Annotated in this window: 20 protein-coding genes and 1 riboswitch; of the genes, 16 read left to right on the top strand and 4 right to left on the bottom strand. The window is 41.5% G+C overall.

Features of this window, described 5'->3' with window-relative positions:
* Positions 1-48 precede the first annotated feature (48 nt).
* The 11 genes from KAN5_RS10535 (at position 49) to ung (ending at position 9,397) form a co-directional block, all read left to right on the top strand.
* On the top strand, positions 49-477 hold the full coding sequence (locus tag KAN5_RS10535) for an FKBP-type peptidyl-prolyl cis-trans isomerase (protein WP_016709909.1): 429 nt from the start codon (positions 49-51) through the stop codon (positions 475-477).
* 253 nt (positions 478-730) lie between these two features.
* Positions 731-1,345: a histidine phosphatase family protein gene (locus tag KAN5_RS10530; protein WP_016709908.1), complete on the top strand. Its 615-nt coding sequence runs from the start codon at positions 731-733 to the stop codon at positions 1,343-1,345.
* 21 nt (positions 1,346-1,366) lie between these two features.
* Positions 1,367-1,510, top strand: a riboswitch (cobalamin riboswitch).
* An 83-nt stretch (positions 1,511-1,593) separates the two neighbouring features.
* Positions 1,594-2,427 carry an ABC transporter ATP-binding protein gene (locus KAN5_RS10525; protein WP_138554556.1) on the top strand — a complete coding sequence of 278 codons (834 nt, stop codon included), beginning with the start codon at positions 1,594-1,596 and terminating at the stop codon, positions 2,425-2,427.
* Complete coding sequence (locus KAN5_RS10520; RefSeq protein ID WP_244389672.1) at positions 2,417-3,412, top strand: iron ABC transporter permease; 996 nt, start codon at positions 2,417-2,419, stop codon at positions 3,410-3,412. Before KAN5_RS10525 ends, KAN5_RS10520 begins: the two co-directional genes overlap by 11 nt.
* A 3-nt stretch (positions 3,413-3,415) precedes the next feature.
* Positions 3,416-4,480 carry a nicotinate-nucleotide--dimethylbenzimidazole phosphoribosyltransferase gene (gene cobT, locus KAN5_RS10515; protein ID WP_244389671.1) on the top strand — a complete coding sequence of 355 codons (1,065 nt, stop codon included), beginning with the start codon at positions 3,416-3,418 and terminating at the stop codon, positions 4,478-4,480.
* Positions 4,480-5,280, top strand: a complete 801-nt coding sequence (locus KAN5_RS10510; protein WP_244389670.1) for an adenosylcobinamide-GDP ribazoletransferase — start codon at positions 4,480-4,482, stop codon at positions 5,278-5,280. Before cobT ends, KAN5_RS10510 begins: the two co-directional genes overlap by 1 nt.
* The gene (cobU, locus tag KAN5_RS10505; protein ID WP_244389669.1) at positions 5,277-5,804 is read left to right on the top strand and encodes a bifunctional adenosylcobinamide kinase/adenosylcobinamide-phosphate guanylyltransferase; all 528 of its coding nucleotides are present in this window, start codon (positions 5,277-5,279) and stop codon (positions 5,802-5,804) included. The genes KAN5_RS10510 and cobU overlap by 4 nt, the downstream gene beginning before the upstream one ends.
* Positions 5,801-7,291, top strand: a complete 1,491-nt coding sequence (locus tag KAN5_RS10500; protein ID WP_244389668.1) for a cobyric acid synthase — start codon at positions 5,801-5,803, stop codon at positions 7,289-7,291. The genes cobU and KAN5_RS10500 overlap by 4 nt, the downstream gene beginning before the upstream one ends.
* Positions 7,288-7,887: a cob(I)yrinic acid a,c-diamide adenosyltransferase gene (cobO, locus tag KAN5_RS10495; RefSeq protein WP_016709901.1), complete on the top strand. Its 600-nt coding sequence runs from the start codon at positions 7,288-7,290 to the stop codon at positions 7,885-7,887. Before KAN5_RS10500 ends, cobO begins: the two co-directional genes overlap by 4 nt.
* Complete coding sequence (locus tag KAN5_RS10490) at positions 7,887-8,735, top strand: cobalamin-binding protein (protein ID WP_244389667.1); 849 nt, start codon at positions 7,887-7,889, stop codon at positions 8,733-8,735. The genes cobO and KAN5_RS10490 overlap by 1 nt, the downstream gene beginning before the upstream one ends.
* Positions 8,735-9,397, top strand: a complete 663-nt coding sequence (gene ung / locus KAN5_RS10485) for a uracil-DNA glycosylase (protein ID WP_016709899.1) — start codon at positions 8,735-8,737, stop codon at positions 9,395-9,397. Before KAN5_RS10490 ends, ung begins: the two co-directional genes overlap by 1 nt.
* A gap of 181 nt (positions 9,398-9,578) precedes the next feature.
* Here ung and KAN5_RS10480 read toward each other — a convergent pair whose 3' ends face one another.
* Positions 9,579-9,767 carry a DUF3545 family protein gene (locus KAN5_RS10480; protein ID WP_016709898.1) on the bottom strand — a complete coding sequence of 63 codons (189 nt, stop codon included), beginning with the start codon at positions 9,765-9,767 and terminating at the stop codon, positions 9,579-9,581.
* A gap of 192 nt (positions 9,768-9,959) precedes the next feature.
* On the bottom strand, positions 9,960-10,910 hold the full coding sequence (tal, locus tag KAN5_RS10475; protein WP_016709897.1) for a transaldolase: 951 nt from the start codon (positions 10,908-10,910) through the stop codon (positions 9,960-9,962).
* Between the two features lie 233 nt (positions 10,911-11,143).
* Between tal and yaaA the strand changes: the two genes are divergently transcribed.
* The 4 genes from yaaA to KAN5_RS10455 all read left to right on the top strand — a co-directional run bounded on the left by yaaA (position 11,144) and on the right by KAN5_RS10455 (position 13,909).
* Positions 11,144-11,923 (top strand): peroxide stress protein YaaA, encoded by a 780-nt coding sequence (gene yaaA, locus KAN5_RS10470; RefSeq protein ID WP_138554560.1) that lies wholly within the window; start codon positions 11,144-11,146, stop codon positions 11,921-11,923.
* Positions 11,924-12,030: 107 nt separating this feature from the next.
* The gene (locus KAN5_RS10465; RefSeq protein WP_016709895.1) at positions 12,031-12,942 is read left to right on the top strand and encodes a mechanosensitive ion channel; all 912 of its coding nucleotides are present in this window, start codon (positions 12,031-12,033) and stop codon (positions 12,940-12,942) included.
* A 189-nt stretch (positions 12,943-13,131) separates the two neighbouring features.
* Positions 13,132-13,611 (top strand): DUF2059 domain-containing protein, encoded by a 480-nt coding sequence (locus tag KAN5_RS10460; protein WP_016709894.1) that lies wholly within the window; start codon positions 13,132-13,134, stop codon positions 13,609-13,611.
* Positions 13,612-13,714: 103 nt separating this feature from the next.
* The gene (locus tag KAN5_RS10455) at positions 13,715-13,909 is read left to right on the top strand and encodes a DUF1289 domain-containing protein (protein ID WP_080571552.1); all 195 of its coding nucleotides are present in this window, start codon (positions 13,715-13,717) and stop codon (positions 13,907-13,909) included.
* Positions 13,910-14,106: 197 nt separating this feature from the next.
* Here the strand turns inward: KAN5_RS10455 and KAN5_RS10450 are convergent, their stop codons facing one another.
* Positions 14,107-14,430, bottom strand: a complete 324-nt coding sequence (locus tag KAN5_RS10450) for a BON domain-containing protein (protein WP_016709893.1) — start codon at positions 14,428-14,430, stop codon at positions 14,107-14,109.
* Positions 14,431-14,887: 457 nt separating this feature from the next.
* Here KAN5_RS10450 and KAN5_RS10445 point away from each other — a divergent pair, with 457 nt between their 5' ends.
* Positions 14,888-16,978: a S8 family serine peptidase gene (locus tag KAN5_RS10445; RefSeq protein WP_244389666.1), complete on the top strand. Its 2,091-nt coding sequence runs from the start codon at positions 14,888-14,890 to the stop codon at positions 16,976-16,978.
* 60 nt (positions 16,979-17,038) lie between these two features.
* On the opposite strand, the gene srmB is transcribed toward KAN5_RS10445, so the two are convergent.
* A complete protein-coding gene (srmB, locus tag KAN5_RS10440) occupies positions 17,039-18,265 on the bottom strand; it encodes an ATP-dependent RNA helicase SrmB (RefSeq protein ID WP_138554563.1) in 1,227 nt (408 codons plus the stop codon).
* Positions 18,266-18,314 lie beyond the last annotated feature (49 nt).

Here is an 18,314-nt window from a genome sequence, read left to right as displayed (position 1 = left end):
ACTTATGCGATAAATCACCTTATTTATAGTATAAATAAGTGAGCTTAGGTGGCACGGAAAAAGACAACAAAATCAAAAGGCTCTTCGGGGCTTAATCGTAAAAACAGTGAAAGTTTTATTGCAAAGTTTAGTAGTCACCCTGATACTCAACGGTGTGATTCTGGTTTAATGTATAAGGTAATTGATGAAGTGTCTGCAGAGCAGGTAACTGATTCAGATACTGTGGTAATTAATCAGCGTATTATGTTAGCAGATGGTAGTGTTATAGCTGACAGCTATAAAGCGGGTATGCCGGAAGTGTTTGCATTAGCTGAGGCTATTGAAGGATTACGAGAAGGTATCCTATTGATGACTGTTGGTTCTCGCTATGAGTTTGTTATTCCTCCTGAACTGGCATGGGGTCGCAAAGGTAATGGCGGTAAAATAGGTGCTAATGCGGTATTGCATTTTGATGTGCGTTTAATACGTTTAGCTTAAGCGGTGCTTTATATCAATCAACTTAAATATTTAACCATTCTAGCGAGCTAAATAAAGCGCTAACTGCGTATAAATGACTGCATGGATGCAGGAGGTAGAGCAATGCAGAAGCAATTGCCGAGAACAACTACATGTCAAAATTTATGCCTTGTTATCACGCCATTTATCTGTCGCTATAAATGGTCAGTAACTTGATATGATTGGTATTACTTAATAATTCAAAGCTCGATTCATTATTTTTACTAAGGATGTTATGACACCATTTTCTAGTCGTGTTTATTTATTACGTCATGGAGAACTTGTTGAGCAAGGTGTTTTGGCCGGACATACCGATTTTGCATTAAGCAAAAATGGTGTCGAACAGTTAAACTCTGCCGTTGCCGGAATTACGGGTATAGAACGCATTATTAGTTCTACGCTAATACGTTGCAGCGTATTTGCAACTGAGCTTGCTAATCGCCAACAAATCCCCCTAGTGTTAACGGATCAAATCCGAGAGTATAACTTTGGCGAGTGGGATGGTTGTAAATATGAATTTTTATGGCAACAAACACATAGTCCGAGTATTGGTGATTTTTGGCAAGAACCATGGCATGTTACTCCGCCCGGTGGCGAGCGCATGGCTGAATTTTATGAACGGATTGCGACATGGTGGCACACTCTACTAATTGATATTGCAAAAACCAACACTCAAGCGCAGTTGGTGATCACTCATGCAGGAGTGATCAAACAGCTGCTCGCGATAATTTGCCAGTTACCTAAACAATCTCAGCAACAAAATATTTTCTCCATCGGCTATGGTAAGCATGTGTGCATTGAGGTTTTTATTGATGAAAGTGGTCATGCATGGCCTAGAATTATTTTTTAAATACGATTACTAGCCGTCTAGAAAGATATTCATTGAAATATTTATTCACCTGCCCATAATAGAGCCTTATGTATTTTGGAATGGGGTGAAAGTCCTCAACTGTACCCGCAACTGTAAGTCACCTGGGTGATAAGTCAGATACAAAATACGTTAATTTGAATCAACGAGCGGGTTAACTCTTCTATTTTCACCATAAATGTTATGGGTTGTAGTGCTGTGGGTTTGCTATCGCCAGAGAGAACAACACATTGCATACACCTGACGCAGCGCCACCTCCTTTACTTAAAGTTACCAACTTATCTTGGTCTGTAGCCAGTACTACTATTTTGCAAAGTATCGATTTTTCGATAAAAGCAGGGCAGTTCATCGGTTTGTTAGGCCCCAATGGTGCAGGTAAATCAAGCTTACTGCGTTGTTTATACCGTTATAGCAAGCCAGGCAGTGGCGAGGTTGCCTTTGCCGGACAGAACATCTGGCAGTTAAGTGCGGATGAGTATGCTAAACAGGTAGCCGTTGTACTGCAGGAAACACCTTCGCAATTTAACTTATCTCTTTATGATGTTGTAAGCCTTGGGCTTACCCCCCACAAAAGCTTATTTAGTTCTACCACAACAACGGATAAAGAACTAATTTTACAGGCGATTGAACAAGTTGGCTTGAGCCATCATTGTCAGCAATCGTTTGATTCTCTTTCGGGTGGCGAAAAGCAACGGGCATTAATTGCGCGCTCTATTGTACAAGGCCCCAAATTACTCATTATGGATGAGCCTACTAGTCATTTAGATATTAAATATCAAATTCAACTAATGGAATTGGCTAAGTCGCTTAATGTGACCGTTTTAGCATCGTTTCATGATCTGAATCTCGCTGCGAGTATGTGTGATGAATTGTTGGTTCTCAAAAAAGGCCGATTAGTTGCATCAGGCACACCAGAGCAAGTGATCACTGAAAAAATGCTCAGCGATGTATTTGGCGTGTGCGCTGAGGTATCCCCGCATCCTCAAAGCGAGCAATTAGACAAGGTGATTCCGCATATTACCTACTTTTATGGTTATCAGACGGGAGTGACTAATGGCAAATAATCACTCTCTAGCTGTTGTCACTGCATTAATATTGGCAGTTGTCAGTATTTTTATTGCATTGAGCTTTGGTGCTGCCCCCAGTAAGTTCATTGATGTGTACCATAGTCTTATAGGGCAAGGGCATGACTCCTTTATTGAAAGAATCATCAGGCAATTACGGATGCCGCGTACCTTATTGGCTTTTTTAGCTGGTTCTGGTTTAGCGATTGCTGGGTTAATTTTACAAACAGTGACGCGTAACCCGTTGGCCGATCCTTATTTATTTGGTATTTCATCGGGCGCGTCATTTGGCGTGGTGTGCTTTATTACCATCACTGGTGTAAGTGCTGGAATTAGCATGTCTGCGGCAGCGTTTGTTGGTAGCTTATGCACTATGTTATTACTGGTTTTTATTGCTGGGCGGGCAGGTCGTGGGCAAGTTGAAACCATGTTATTAGCAGGGGTGGCGCTCTCATTTTTATTTAGCGCATTTACTAGTTTATTGTTGTACTTTAGCGATCCACAGGCGATCACCGCTATTTTATTTTGGACGTTAGGCAGCTTTGCTCGTGCTCATTGGGAAACACTCTGGTTACCTGCTTTAGTTATTTTAAGTTGTACAGCGATAATGATGGGTTTTCGCCGTCAGCTCAATGCAATGTTATTAGGTGATGAAAGTGCTGTAACGCTAGGTATCCCAGTGCAACGTTTTCGACTATTAATGTTGATACTTAGCTCTTTGATCACTGCTGTATTAGTCGCCATGTGTGGCGGTATAGGTTTTGTTGGTTTGATGATCCCGCATATTGTGCGCTTTTTTATTTCCCAAGGCACACCCAGTGGCTTAATGATGACCGCACTGGTTGGTGGTACATTTATGGTATGGGTTGATGTGTTGTCGCGTATTCTACTTGCCAATCAAGAGTTACCTATTGGCGTGATCACCTCTGCAATTGGTAGTGTGTTCTTTTTATCGTTACTTTATTTTCGCAAGCGAGAGAGCTAACCGATGTTTAATATACCCACAATGACGAACCAATTTAGCTACATAATCGCTGATAAAATAAATCAAAAAACCAAACCATTAGGCGCACTTGGACTGCTTGAGCAATGTGCTATGCAACTGGTTACAGTGTTTAGCCAAAATGTGGCTGAGGAACACGCGTTTAAAGCATTCACGCCTAGTATCAGCAAACCTACTTTATTGGTTTTTGCAGGGGATCATGGTGTGGCAGCGCAAGGCGTGTCGATAGCACCCAGTGATGTTACCTCTCAAATGGTTGCTAACTTTGTCAGCGGTGGTGCAGCCATCAATGTATTTTGCCAACAGCTTGGCTGGCAGCTTGAAGTAGTTGATTGTGGCACTTTGCATCCAGTCACAGCAGCGAGTGTGCACAATTGTCGTTTAGGTAGCATCACCAAGCCATTAAATACTGAAATGGCGATGAGTACCTCACAAGTGCAGCAAGGCTTTAATAATGCTAAGCAACTTATCCAGCAGCTGTATCTTAACGGTTGTAATACCGTTGCATTTGGAGAAATGGGTATAGGCAACACCACCAGTGCTGCAGCAATTATGGCGGCAATGCTAAAGTTACCCGCGCAGCAGTGTGTAGGTAAAGGCACTGGGGTGAGCGATGATATTGTAAAGCGCAAAATAACGGTAGTAGAGCAGGCGCTAGCATTACATAAATCACACCTTGCTGATCCGATTACTTTACTTGCTGCGTTAGGCGGGTTTGAAATTGTGCATATAACAGGTGCAATGCTTAGTGCTGCCGAGAAAGGCATGGTTGTCGTTGTTGATGGCTTTATTTGTAGCGCCGCAGCTATGGTTGCTATCGCGATTAACCCCGAAGTTAAAGAGTATTTAATATTTGCGCATTGTTCAAATGAGCAAGGGCATCAGCTTATGTTAGAGGCTCTAAATGTTAAGCCACTGCTACAACTCGATTTACGTTTGGGAGAGGGCACAGGTGCGGCGCTAAGTCTCCCGTTACTGCAAGCTGCACTGGGTTTTTATAATCAAATGGCGAGTTTTGCTGATGCTGGTGTAGAGCAGGTTGTTAGTTAATGCAAAATAACTCAGTGTACAATAACGTTACGCAATGGCAGTTACTATTATTAGCAATCAGCTTTTTAACTCGCATACCTGTTAAATTACGCTTTGATGTTAGTACTGCGCATTTAAACCAAGCAAGTCGTTATTTTGCTTTCGTTGGTTTGTTACTCGGTGGATTATTAGCGCTTAGTTATGGTGTTTTCCAGCTGCTGTTTCCGCCATCAATTAGCATCCTATTAATGATGGCAATAGGGCTGCTGTTAACCGGAGCTTTTCACGAAGATGGTTGGGCTGACGTTTGGGATGGCTTTGGTGGCGGTTGGCAGGTAGAACAAAAACTTGCCATTATGAAAGACAGCCGTCTTGGCACATACGGGGCGGCGGCATTATTTATCATACTGCTAATTAAATTTCAGAGCCTACTCTTTCTTAGTGAATCATTATCAAGTGTGCTGAGTGCAATTTTACTCGGACAATGTTTAAGCCGTATGGTGGCAACGAGTTTAATTATGAGCATGGATTACGTCAGTGAAGATGCCACCTCAAAAGTAAAACCGCTGGCGATGCATTTATCGGTTACAAGTTTAACTATTTTACTGTTAACCACCGCCGCTTTACTGGCTGGTTTAATTTTACTTGGTATTATTTCATGGCAATCAGCGCTAATTATCAGTGCTGTTTTATTGCTTTTAAGATTGATTTTAATAAGTTGGTTCAAACGCCAGTTAGGTGGCTACACCGGCGACTGCCTCGGTGCGGCACAACAGCTAAGTGAAATTGCAATTTATTTAACTTTAGTGAGTCTATTATGAACGTTAATCACACGCTTATTTTAGGCGGTGCGCGCAGCGGTAAAAGCCGTTTTGCAGAGCAGCTTGCACAACAAACTAATAAGCCTGTTATTTACCTTGCAACAGGGCAAGCTCATGATAAAGAAATGCAAGCGCGTATTAAGCATCACCAGCAACAGCGCCCTACAGATTGGCAATTAATAGAAGAACCCATTGCCTTAGCAGCAACACTGCAAGCACATAGCAGCAAAGATAACTGCATCTTAGTTGATTGTTTAACCTTGTGGCTAAGTAACTGTTTATGTCATAGCAATAGCTGCTGGAGTGAACAAAAAACGGCACTGCTAAATACCCTTGATAACTTACCTGGGCAAGTCATTTTTGTCAGTAATGAAGTGGGTCATGGCATTGTGCCGCTTGGCGAGCTTAGTCGTCAATTTGTGGATGAATCAGGTTGGTTGCACCAAGCGATTGCAGTAAAAGCTACGCGTGTTGAATTTATAATGGCAGGTCTTGCCTTAACACTTAAAGGGCAATCACAATGAAAACATTGATGGTGCAGGGCACAACATCAGACGCCGGTAAAAGTACCTTAGTGGCGGCACTGTGTCGGGTATTTGTCGAGCAAGGCATTAAAGTTGCGCCATTCAAACCGCAAAATATGGCTTTAAATAGCGCGGTAACCGAAGATGGCGGTGAGATAGGTCGTGCGCAGGCATTACAAGCTATTGCCGCTAAAATTGCGCCACGGGTTGATTTTAACCCTATTTTACTCAAACCAAACAGTGATACTGGCGCACAAGTGATCATTCACGGCAAAGCGATTAGCAATATGGAAGCACAGGCGTACCACGATTATAAAAAAGTCGCGATGGATGCGGTGCTCACCTCGCAACAACGCTTAAGCGAAGAGTTTGAGCTGCTAGTGGTTGAAGGGGCGGGTAGCCCTGCTGAAATCAATCTACGTGCTGGTGATATTGCTAATATGGGATACGCCGAAGCGGTTGATTGCCCTGTTATCATCATTGCTGATATCGACAAGGGCGGCGTATTTGCGCACTTAGTTGGTACTTTGGCACTGTTAAGCGAATCTGAACAAGCGCGAGTAAAGGGGTTTGTAATTAACCGTTTTCGCGGTGATATTGCATTACTACAAAGTGGCCTCGATTGGCTTGAAGAATACACAGGGAAGCCTGTGTTAGGTGTATTACCATATTTACATGATCTAACCTTAGATGCCGAAGATGCGGTCGCGATTGATAACCAAGTAACCCAAGCTAAAATAAAAATAGCAGTACTGCTGCTACCGCATATTAGTAATCATACTGATTTTGATGCGCTGCGATTAAATCCGCAGATTGATATTAATTATGTCCGCCATACCCAAGCCATCCCAGATGTTGATCTGATTATTATTCCGGGCAGTAAAAATGTGATCAGCGATTTGGCCTTTTTAAAAAATGAAGGCTGGGGGGAGCAAATTAAGCGCCATTTACGCTACGGTGGTAAATTGCTCGGTATTTGTGGCGGTTTGCAAATGTTGGGCTCTGATATTTTTGATCCTGACGAAGTTGAATCCAAGCAAACTCATTGTAAAGGTTTAGGCTTTGCAGATTTTGTGACTCATCTTGGGCAGCAAAAAGTACTTACCCAAGCACAAGGGATGATCATTTTACAAGGACAGCAGGCTAAAGTGACAGGCTATGAAATTCATGCTGGTAGTAGTCAAGGCCCGGCACTCGATAAGCCTTTTTTAAAATTTACGCAGCATCCACATAATGTTGTGCAAGACGGTTTTATATCAGTCGATAACTGTATAGCAGGTACTTACTTACACGGCTTGTTTGATAACCGCGAAGCCACGCAATTAATACTTGATTGGGTATTACCCAATAGTGGTATTACGCAATTAATAGACATCGATACACATCGCGAGCAGCAACTAACGCGCTTAGCAGAAATGTGTAAAGAACATTTAGATTTAGAAAAAATCACAAAAATTTACCAAGATTGGGAAGGAAGTAATCTATGAGCGACACAAGTAACGATAAACACCAGCAACGCCAACAAAAAGTAAAAGATAAGGTAGATGAACGCATTGCTGCAGCGCAGACAGAGCAAGGCGTTTTTCAGGTGATCACCGGTAACGGTAAAGGAAAATCCACCTCAGGGTTTGGCACAGTAACTCGTTGTGTCGGTCATGGTATGAAAGCCGCTGTATGTCAGTTTATAAAAGGCACTTGGCCTTGTGGCGAGCGCAACTTACTGCAAGGTGCAGGGGTTGAGTTTGCTATTATGAATACCGGATTTACTTGGGAGACGCAAAATAAAGAGTCAGATACCGCAGCGGCGCAAGCAACGTGGCAAGAAGCTAAACGTATGCTGGCAGATGAATCAATAAACTTAGTATTACTTGATGAGATCACCTATATGATCACCTATGGCTATATTGATTTAGATGAAGCGCTTGAAGTGATAGCTAATCGTCCGCCAATGCAGTCTGTGATTGTGACAGGTCGTGGCGCGCATCGTAAGTTAACTGATTTAGCCGATACCGTCAGTGAAGTACGCAATGTTAAGCATGCGTTTGACGCAGGCGTTAAAGCGCAAATAGGCTTTGATTACTAATGGTTAGGTTAGCCTTTTTTTTATTAGTTATCTTACACAGCTTTAGCGTTATTGCAGCTACGAGCAAACAGCAGTTAAGAATTATCGCGCTTGCTCCCCATATTGTTGAAAACCTCTATACCATAGGTGCGGGCGAGCAAATAGTTGGCACAGTTGAATATGCAGACTTTCCAGCAGCAGCTAACGATATCCCCCGCATTGGTGGCCATCAAGGGATTCAGCTAGAAAAGCTATTAGCGCTTAAGCCCGATTTAGTCTTAGCTTGGAAAACAGGCAGTAAAGCAGAAGACTTAGCGCGTATTGAGCGCTTTGGAATTGACGTTTCTTACAGCGATGCCAGCGAAGTCGATAAAGTGCCAAATGAGTTGCGCCGCTTAGGAATGCTGACTGGGAGAGAGCAAGCTGCCGAGCAAGCTGCAATTGAATTTGCAGATAAAATTGCTGCTATCAGAGCTGAATACCAACATAAAACAGAGGTAGCAGTATTTTATCAATTATGGCCTGAGCCAATGATGACGGTGGGTAAAAATACTTGGATCAATCAGCTAATCGATATTTGCCAAGGGCGCAATGTATTTGCAAACAGCCGTACTGACTACCCGCAGATCAGCATTGAAAATGTTGTGGTGGCAAAGCCTGAAGTGATTATATTACCCGACGAAAAATCACAGCAGCAACAAGCTGTGATTGATTGGTCGCAATGGCCAGAGGTGCCCGCAGTGAAGCATAAGCAGTTTATTAGTGTAAATGCTGATTTATTACACCGTTTTACAACACGGATGATTGATGGCCTTGATGATATGTGTATTAAAATAGATGATTCACGCGCAATAATTAAGGAGCCATAATGAGTGATTGGCAAGACTTTTTAACAACCGAATGTGCAAAACCTTATATGCAACAGACGCTTGATACGGTAGCACAAAAGCGCAGCGAAGGCATCGCGGTATATCCGCCTCAATCACAGGTATTTAGCGCTTTTGATGCAACACCGCTGAGTGAAATAAAAGTCGTGATCTTAGGACAAGATCCATATCACGGCGAAGGCCAAGCGCATGGTTTGTGTTTCTCTGTGTTGCCTGAAGTCAGTAAACTGCCGCCGTCATTAAAAAATATTTATAAAGAGCTGGCGGCTGATATTCTAGGTTTCAGCATTCCAACACATGGTTATTTACAACGTTGGGCAGAGCAGGGGGTGTTTTTACTCAATACCGTATTAACGGTTGAACAAGGCCAAGCTCATTCGCATAAGCATTTGGGGTGGGAGCAGTTTACTGATCAAGTGATTGCCCATATTAACCAACACTGCGAGGGTGTGGTGTTTATTTTATGGGGTGCTCATGCGCAAAAAAAAGGGAAGGGCATTGATAGCAACCGTCATCATGTTTTAAATGGCCCACATCCTTCGCCGTTGTCTGCCCATCGTGGCTTTTTTGGTTGTCAGCATTTTTCTACAACCAATCAGTTATTAACCCAGCAAGGTAAAACCGCGATCGATTGGCAAGTTTAAGAATTGTAGGCGCGGGTTTACCCCGCGCAAATATAAAATTCAGTCGCGATGTAAAATCGCTGCTACACAAGTCTTAATTACGTGGGGTAGGCAACGCGCAATATATATTTACCGATAAAACAAAGGCCCTGGCAGTTAAGCAAGGGCCTTTTTAGTTGGTTAGTTTTACTGCGTAGTTAAATTAAAAATCTAATTCATCAATCGCAATATTGTCTGCAAAAAAATCTAGTTCCTGTAGTTCTTTACGTAAACGTTGCTTATCTTTTAAAGCTTCGATCTCACGCCATTTTCTCTTTTTATTTTTCTGAGAGGTCTTTCTTGTTGTATCAGGACCTTCTAACATTTCTAAAATATCGTCTAGGCTATCCATGAACTTCTCCTATTGAATTTTTTTGAACCTCGAAAATACCTATACCACAGGCCAAACTAAAATAGAACAAAAAAGTGACGGTTATGTTACAGATAAGTGATAAATTAATGAATAGGGATTATATTTTTGCATAAAAAAACGCCGCATATGCGACGTTTAATCTTTTATTAGTTAACGAGTCGATAAAGCCGTTTACATTGCTTTAAAGCGTGCTTCTAGCTGCTCTTGCGCGTCTGCAAATGAGCGAATACCTTCGGCTAGTTTTTCAGTCGCCATCGCATCTTGATTATGCAACCAACGAAATTGTGTTTCTGTCAGTGGCGCAGGCTTTGGCTCTTTAGCAATATCACTTTCAAGTAAATACTCTTGTGCGCCTTCAAGGTTGCCTAACTCTTCTAATAGGTTAGGGCTGATCGTTAGCTTGTCACAACCCGTTAAGGCGATGATTTCACCGGTGTTACGGAAGCTTGCACCCATAACCACGGTTTTGTAATCATGGCGTTTATAAAATTCAAAAATGCTACGTACTGATTGCACACCAGGATCTTGCAATGGATCCGTAGGCTTTTCCATGCCGTTGGCAACGTGCCAATCAAGAATACGGCCCACAAATGGTGAAATCAAAAATACGTTAGCATCGGCACATGCACGAGCCTGAGCATCACTAAACAATAAAGTCAGGTTACACTTAGTACCTTCTTTCTCAAGTTGTTCAGCGGCTTTAATACCTTCCCATGTTGAGGCTATTTTAATTAAAATTTTATCTTTGTTGACACCTTCTTTTTCATAAAGGCTCAGTAAAGTATGCGCTTTAGCTATGGTTGCCTGAGTATCAAACGATAAACGTGCATCAACTTCGGTAGAAATGTAGCCAGGTACAATTTCACTGATCTCTTTACCAAGTAATACCGCAAAGTAATCACACGCGAGCTCTAATTGTTTTGCAGCGTCTTGCTCGGTTTCTTTAGCATAACTCCACGCTTTATCTAAATATGGTTTGTAGGCTGCAATCTCACTAGCCTTTAATAGCAGTGAAGGGTTAGTTGTTGCATCTTCTGGTTGGTGTTTCTTAATCGCTTCAATATCACCAGTGTCCGCTACGATAGATGAATGTTGTTTGAGCCTTTGTAGAGCTGAAGTCATTTGCTTTCCTCATTCCAAGCAAGTTAAAAGAAAATACTGTAACTACCTTATACTGCAACACTGTGACAGTGCTTTATAGGTCTTATGTCCGTATCAGTAAAGAACGAAGGTGCATCGTTTAATTTGCTATGCGAATAAGGTAGGTATCATAAGATTGATACAAACAAAACGTGCTTTTCGTTTCATTTAATGTTGAAATTGACATTAAATAATTTCCAAGTCAATAGCTAACTATGATCACTGTTATTTCACCTGCAAAAAATTTAGATTACGAGAGCCAAGCAAGTACCGATAAATTCACGCAACCTGAGTTACTTGAGCACAGCGAAGAGTTAATGACTGTGTGTCGGGAGTTAACACCGGCGCAGATTAGCAGTTTAATGAAAATAAGCGATAAGCTTGCCGGCCTCAATGCTGCACGCTTTAGCGAATGGTCACAACCGTTTACTACCGACAACGCCAAACAAGCTGTAATGGCTTTTAATGGCGATGTATACGGTGGTTTAGATGCAAACAGTTTAACTGCTGGGCAACTTGATTACGCACAAAGCCATTTACGTATTTTGTCAGGCCTTTATGGGTTATTAAAACCGCTTGATTTAATGCAAGCGTATCGCTTAGAAATGGGCACTAAGCTTGAAAATAGCCGTGGCAAAAACTTATATGAGTTTTGGGGCAGCATTATTGCCGATAAGCTCAATACTGTTCTCGCTGAGCAAGATAGCCAATATTTAGTAAATCTTGCATCAAACGAGTATTTTAAAGCGGTTGATAAAAAAACCTTAAATGCGCAAATCATTACTCCACACTTTAAAGACTGTAAAAACGGCCAATATAAAATTATTAGCTTTTACGCTAAAAAAGCCCGCGGCTTAATGGCACGCTACATTATTGAAAATAAAATCACGCAGTTAAGTGAGCTGAAAAAGTTTACTGTTGATGGTTACTACTACAGTGAAGAAGCGAGTCAAAAAGCACTTGAGCCGGTATTTATGCGTGACGAGCAAAATTAATTTTTAAACATCGCTCAGTTTAAAAAGCCATGCACCGCATGGCTTTTACGTTTTGGCGCTTATTTTGCAGTACCTTGAGTATATGTAAGAATACTTAGGGTTAAATAATGTTGAAAATACCTTCTATCAGTGAAGCTGAAAAGTTAATAGAAGAGAAACTCGGTGGCTGGTTTGATGTTGTCATAAGCCACATTCCCAATTTTATAGTGGCAGTGATCATTGCCATTGTATTTTCTATCCTCGCTCGCTTTTTAGGCTCGATGATGCGTAACTTATTACGCCGCTCTTTGGACTCTAAACAAATTGCCGATTTGATGGCATCAATATTTAAAATGATAATATTGTGCGTGGGATTATTTGTTGCACTTGATTTTATGGGGCTCAAAGGCACAGTGACCTCACTGCTTGCCGGTGCGGGGATTGTGGGCCTTGCCATTGGTTTTGCTTTTCAAGATATGACCGAAAACCTTATTGCCGGTATTGCTATGGGGATCCGCAAGCCCTTTAAAACAGGTGATGTCATTAAAACCGATGATGTGTTTGGCACTGTTAAGTCAATAAACCTGCGTAACACTTTGGTGGAAAACTTCTACGGGCAATTAATTTTAGTGCCTAACAAAATACTGTTTCGTAATGTATTACGTAATTACAGTACCTTAGGCGTGCGCCGTATTGAAGTACCGGTGGGTATTTCATACGGTGATGATCCTGAGCTTGCCGCTGAGGTGATAGTTAAAAAAATTAATGAATTTGATTTTGTTATTAAACAGCAGGAAACCGCAGTATATGCTGACAGTTTTGGTGACAGCAGTGTCAACTTACTGGTGTGGTTTTGGATCAAATACCCCGGTGAGGCTGACTTTATGACAGTACGCCACAAAGCAATTGTAGCCGTTAAGCAAGCACTAAGTGATGCTGATATTAGTATTCCATTCCCAATTCGCACCCTTGATTTTGGTATCAAAGGCGGCGAAAAACTCGATGCAATGATCAGTGAAAAGCAACAGCAGACTGAGTAATTACTCGCTTTAGAGTCAGTGTATCAGCAGGTAATATTTACTTGCTGATAGTGCTAATTTACACATATATGCTGGTGGCAATAGGATTTTGCTTTGCGCATATTTCCTGTATTAAGTTTTTTACTGAGAAATAGCAGCAATAAGAGTAAGATAAGTACAGGTTTATTTATCCCCTATAAGGAAGTTACAATGAAAAAACTAGTATCAATATGCGCATTCTCACTATTAATATTAACCAATCCCACCTATGCACAAGAGCAGGCAACCAGCTCAGTTGAAAGAATGTTCTCAGTAATGGGCATGGATAAGCAGATGAATGGTGGTTTTGAAGCAATGTTACCAGTTATTGAGCAAATGGCGGTACAGTTACAATTAGATGCCGCGGCGAAAGAAGAGTTGAAAAACATTTACCGAGATTGGTTTAAGTATGATTTTGATCAACAAGCAATTTTAACAGAATTAGTTGAAATCTACTCTGAGAATTTTACTGAAAAAGAAATCAATGAGTTAATCGCCTTTTATGAAACACCCACAGGGCAAAAGTTTCTTGCTAAATCACCAGAGCTAATGCAAATAGGTGCGCAGTTAGGTATGCAAGAAGGGCAGTTAAAACAAGGCCTACTGCTTGAAAGACTACAACCATTCTTAGCAAAACATCAAGGTAAGTAAAGTTAGCTTTGTATGATTGCGTGCTGCTTTTTAAGATTACTTATTAGACACAGCTAAAAACCCCCGCTACTGTCTAGTAAGTAATAACGACGCGGGGTTCAAAATGGATAGTCATAAGTTGAACACCAAGCAGCCCGACAATCCATGTATTCGTCATTGCTGTTTGGATGGCAATGATATTTGCCTCGGCTGCTTTAGAACCCTAGCTGAAATCCTAGCTTGGCACAGCGCCAACCCAGAACAAAAACAGCATATTCTTAATGAATGCCAAAACCGCAAAAACGCCCGACATAAATAATTATGATGAATTATCTTCGTGCTATTAATTTTATATTGGCAGGCATTAAGTTCGAACTGACTGTTTACTTGATACTACATGCCATTACAATATTGAAGAGGGTTGAACTTTTGTGAATATAAAAATCAGCACTAATAAAGCACTAAATAGAAACACAACGAGCAATTAAATTCTCCAACCTAGCCTCTCTAAGCTCTTTAATTTCTCACTTGCATTTTATTTTCTATGATAGCGATACCTTGGGTGTTTTCTAAAAACTTTTGTGCCAGTGCGCGTTCAAAACCGGTTGCAGCTTGGCCGTACAGGGCTATTTTGTTGCCATCAACATGCACTTGCAGTTGTGTAAGATTTAGGTTTGGGTTGCGGCGTAGTTTATCAATTATTGCTTGTTGTAAAGTTGGCTGAGGAGAAACGCTGCTGATCATAATCGTGCTGGTGGCTGCACTGACTTGTGTTGCACAGGCGAGTAAAAATACACAGCATAGTGATACTAATGATACAGTTAATTTAAAGCGGTTCATGATTTCCCTCAAGTTTGCTTAGTGAATGACATTTACTTAGTTACAAATTCCATTCCAAAATTAACCTATTGTAAATTAAAGATATTTAATATTTTCATAGTGACCTTAAGAATTTTTTACATTCTACTGAGTAAAAAATACGATGAGTGGTCATTATTTTAGATTTATTTGTTCCTTTTTTAGCTTTATTAGATTAATACAGTATATAGCTATTTGTAACATTTAATTTACAGAAAATGTCATTCCTTAATAAATTAAAGGTGTGTAGCTGAGTTTTGGGATAAATATTTAAATGAAATAATTCTCTTTAAATTACAATAGATTAATTGCTCTATTTTAAACTTTAATAGATTACAATTACTAAGTTGACAGCGTTGTCTTGTGGTGTTTCCATTAAAGGGTTGTGAATTAATTGTAAATTCATAGCTTATTTAAATTTACATCCAAGGATTTTAAAATGAAAGCGTCGAAAACCCCCGCATTGAAAATAACTGCATTAGCGAGTGCGATTCTATTATCAACTGCAAGCACTGCAATGGCAGAGCAAGTAGAATCAGCGCGTTTTATCGTGCATTTATCAGAGCAAACAGCAGCGGTACACACTGCGTTTGCGCGCAGTAAAGCCCACGTTGATACGATTAAAATGAATTTGATGAGTGATATTGCTCTGCAAGCAAATGTAGAAGTGCTGCAAAGTTTACCAGATATTAATGCTATGGCGGTGGTTTTAACGGCGGAGCAAAAAGCGCGATTGTTGCAAAGTGAGGATGTAGCCAGTATCGAAGTAGATCCAAAGCGCTATTTAATGGCTGAGAGCACGCCTTATGGGATCACTATGGTACAAGCTCAACAGTTATCAGACAATCTAACTGGTAATCAAAAAGTATGTATTATGGATACCGGTTATGCACTTAACCATCCTGACTTACCAAATACAGGGATCACAGGTAGTGATGGATATGGCGCTAATAATACGGGGAATTGGTACAACGATGGTAATGGTCACGGTACTCACGTAGCGGGAACCATTGCGGCACTTGGCGGTAATGGGTTGGGCGTTGTTGGGGTTAATTCATCGGGTCAATTAGGGCTGCATATAGTTAAGGTATTTAACGATCAAGGTCACTGGGCATACGGCTCTGATCTTGTTGCTGCAATTGCTCAGTGTCAGTCAGCAGGTGCAAGTGTGACAAGTATGAGCTTAGGGGGACCACAATCATCTAATGCTGAACGTCAAGCATTTGCCAATAGCTATGCGCAAGGCATGTTACATATTGCGGCGGCAGGTAATGATGCAAATAGCTCGCTAAGCTACCCGGCATCGTATGACTCTGTGGTATCGGTGGCTGCGGTTGATCGTAATGGCAATAAAGCCTCCTTCTCACAATATAACTCACAAGTTGAAATTGCAGCGCCGGGTGTAGGCACTAATTCAACGTGGAATAACGGCGGTTATAAAAGTATTAGTGGTACCTCAATGGCGACACCGCATGTATCGGGTGTTGCAGCACTAGTATGGAGTTACTTTCCAAATTGTAGTAATCAACAAATTCGTGATGCACTTAATGTAACAGCCCAAGACAAAGGCACACCAGGGCGTGATACGTCATACGGCTTTGGTATTGTTAAAGCAAAAGATGCTTATGATTATTTAGCGCAATCTGAATGTGGTGATGGCAGTGGTGTTGATAATGCACCAGTCGCGCGCTTTAGTGCCTCGGTAAATGACAAACAAGTGACATTCAGTAATACATCCACTGATGATAAAGGCATTAGCAGTTATAGCTGGAGTTTTGGTGATGGAAATACTGCAAGCACGCAAAACCCTGTTCATACTTATGCAGCAGAAGGTAACTACACGGTTGTTTTAGAAGTGACGGATACGATAGGGCAAACAAATCAACGCAGTCAGACGGTGACGGTTTCATCGACCCCGGTAGGTGGGTGTGATGGTTTAGCAAGTTGGGATGCAGCAAAAGCATACCGTGTCGGTGATTTAGTTGAGTATAACCAAGCTAAATATAAAGCAACTTGGTGGTCAACGGGTGCAAGTCCGGCAGTCTTTTCGAATGTATGGTCACGTCAAGGTAACTGTCAAAGTAGCGGTGGTGGTGCTGTAAATCAAGCGCCAAAAGCTAACTTTGATTTTAGCGTAACTGGTTTAGCGGTGAGCTTTACTAACGCATCAACCGATGATGTAGCGGTAACGGCTTATAACTGGACGTTTGGCGACGGTAATGCAGCCAATGCAAAAACACCAACTCATACTTATCAAGCTCCCGGCTCTTATGAAGTAAAATTAACAGTAAGTGATGCGCAAGGCCTCAATCACAGTTTAGTAAAAACAGTGATAGTAACTGATGGTGATACGCCACCAGCAGGTTGCAGTGGTTTAGCTGCGTGGAGTGCCTCAACGGCCTACACCGCAGGAAATGAAGTCGCCTATAGTGGCAACCGTTACAGCGCTAAGTGGTGGACACAAGGTGCCAACCCTGCTGATAATTCATCTGCATGGGCGGTATGGAAAGATTTAGGTAAATGCCAGTAAGTTATACTAAAAAGCCGAGGCTATAACAGTCTCGGCTTTTGTACACATTAAAGAAAATGATTACTTCTTTTTCTTAGCTTTCGCCTTTTTGCGGGCTTTAATTTTTGCCGGATCTTTGAGTTTTTTAATTGGCAACTTAGCTTCTTTATGTTTTGGCTCGAGCCCTTTAATAACACGACGTTTAAGCTTTTGCTCTGTGTAACGTTCTACTTTTGCTACAATTGCAATATCGTGGGCTTCCACTAATGAAATCGCAATGCCTTTTTTACCCGCGCGACCAGTACGGCCAATACGGTGCACATATACATCTGCGGTGCGTGGCATATCAAAGTTAATGACATGGCTGATATCTGCCACATCAATTCCTCGGGCTGCAACATCAGTCGCCACGAGTATTTTAGTGCGGCCACTGTGGAAGTTTTCCATTGCCTTCATACGCTTGTCTTGTGGCATTTCACCACGTAACCATGCTGCTTTAACACCGTTGTTAGTGAGTTCACCAATTAAGGTTTCAAGGCGTTCACGGGTTTTTACAAACACAATCGCTTTGCTAACATCAGGGCCATTTAGTGTATTAACTAATAACTCGAGTTTATGATGGTAGTCATCGGCTAAATGGATCCATTGATGGATTTTGGCTTTTTCTTTTCGTGATGACTCAGCTTCAAGCAGCGCAGGGTCATTTAATATTTGCTCAGCAAAACGCTCAACACTGTCGCCTTCAAGGGTGGCTGAGAACAAAAAGCATTGGCGTCGATTTTTAGCTTCTTCACAAATGCGCATCATTTCTTTACGAAAGCCCATGTCTAGCATGCGGTCGGCTTCGTCTAAAATAAGCATTTCGACGTTTTCGGCGTGGAAGTTTTCAGTTTCTAAATATTCCATTAATCGCCCCGGTGTGGCGATTAGAATGTCGTTATTTTTTTCAAATATTTCTTTATGCGTACCGTAGTTAATACCGCCAGTTACCACCCCAATCTTAAGGTTGGTGCCTTTAGCAAGTAGTTCACATTGTTCATGAATTTGATAAGCTAACTCACGGGTTGGCGTCATGATCAAAACACGGGCGAAGCCTGGCTCCCGACGTGGAAAATCAAGTAAGTATTGAATAGCTGGGATCAAAAATGCAGCTGTTTTACCAGTACCGGTAGGTGCAGAAGCTAAAATGTCTCGCCCTTGCAGCGCTTCAGGAATAGCTTGTTGTTGGATGCTCGTTGGGGTTTCGTAACCCATCTTAGCAACGGCTTGCAGTAGCTTGTTATCAATATCAAAATCAGAAAATTGCATAGAGTGTCAAAAATAGAGGACAATTGCCGTTAATTATACGCGCTATCCG

This window comes from Pseudoalteromonas sp. KAN5 (assembly GCF_022846535.1).
Classification (GTDB): Bacteria; Pseudomonadota; Gammaproteobacteria; order Enterobacterales; family Alteromonadaceae; genus Pseudoalteromonas; species Pseudoalteromonas haloplanktis.
Note: the sequence above shows the minus strand (reverse complement) of the source record. Positions and strands in the feature narration are given on the sequence as shown.

Excerpts from the sequence above, each read along its gene's own strand:
- KAN5_RS10530 (WP_016709908.1), top strand. The coding sequence starts at position 731 with ATGACACCATTTTCTAGTCGTGTTTATTTATTACGTCATGGAGAACTT.
- KAN5_RS10520 (WP_244389672.1), top strand. The coding sequence starts at position 2,417 with ATGGCAAATAATCACTCTCTAGCTGTTGTCACTGCATTAATATTGGCA.
- cobT (WP_244389671.1), top strand. The coding sequence starts at position 3,416 with ATGTTTAATATACCCACAATGACGAACCAATTTAGCTACATAATCGCT.
- KAN5_RS10510 (WP_244389670.1), top strand. The coding sequence starts at position 4,480 with ATGCAAAATAACTCAGTGTACAATAACGTTACGCAATGGCAGTTACTA.
- cobU (WP_244389669.1), top strand. The coding sequence starts at position 5,277 with ATGAACGTTAATCACACGCTTATTTTAGGCGGTGCGCGCAGCGGTAAA.
- KAN5_RS10500 (WP_244389668.1), top strand. The coding sequence starts at position 5,801 with ATGAAAACATTGATGGTGCAGGGCACAACATCAGACGCCGGTAAAAGT.
- cobO (WP_016709901.1), top strand. The coding sequence starts at position 7,288 with ATGAGCGACACAAGTAACGATAAACACCAGCAACGCCAACAAAAAGTA.
- KAN5_RS10490 (WP_244389667.1), top strand. The coding sequence starts at position 7,887 with ATGGTTAGGTTAGCCTTTTTTTTATTAGTTATCTTACACAGCTTTAGC.
- ung (WP_016709899.1), top strand. The coding sequence starts at position 8,735 with ATGAGTGATTGGCAAGACTTTTTAACAACCGAATGTGCAAAACCTTAT.
- KAN5_RS10480 (WP_016709898.1), bottom strand. The coding sequence starts at position 9,767 with ATGGATAGCCTAGACGATATTTTAGAAATGTTAGAAGGTCCTGATACA.
- tal (WP_016709897.1), bottom strand. The coding sequence starts at position 10,910 with ATGACTTCAGCTCTACAAAGGCTCAAACAACATTCATCTATCGTAGCG.
- yaaA (WP_138554560.1), top strand. The coding sequence starts at position 11,144 with ATGATCACTGTTATTTCACCTGCAAAAAATTTAGATTACGAGAGCCAA.
- KAN5_RS10465 (WP_016709895.1), top strand. The coding sequence starts at position 12,031 with ATGTTGAAAATACCTTCTATCAGTGAAGCTGAAAAGTTAATAGAAGAG.
- KAN5_RS10460 (WP_016709894.1), top strand. The coding sequence starts at position 13,132 with ATGAAAAAACTAGTATCAATATGCGCATTCTCACTATTAATATTAACC.
- KAN5_RS10455 (WP_080571552.1), top strand. The coding sequence starts at position 13,715 with ATGGATAGTCATAAGTTGAACACCAAGCAGCCCGACAATCCATGTATT.
- KAN5_RS10450 (WP_016709893.1), bottom strand. The coding sequence starts at position 14,430 with ATGAACCGCTTTAAATTAACTGTATCATTAGTATCACTATGCTGTGTA.
- KAN5_RS10445 (WP_244389666.1), top strand. The coding sequence starts at position 14,888 with ATGAAAGCGTCGAAAACCCCCGCATTGAAAATAACTGCATTAGCGAGT.
- srmB (WP_138554563.1), bottom strand. The coding sequence starts at position 18,265 with ATGCAATTTTCTGATTTTGATATTGATAACAAGCTACTGCAAGCCGTT.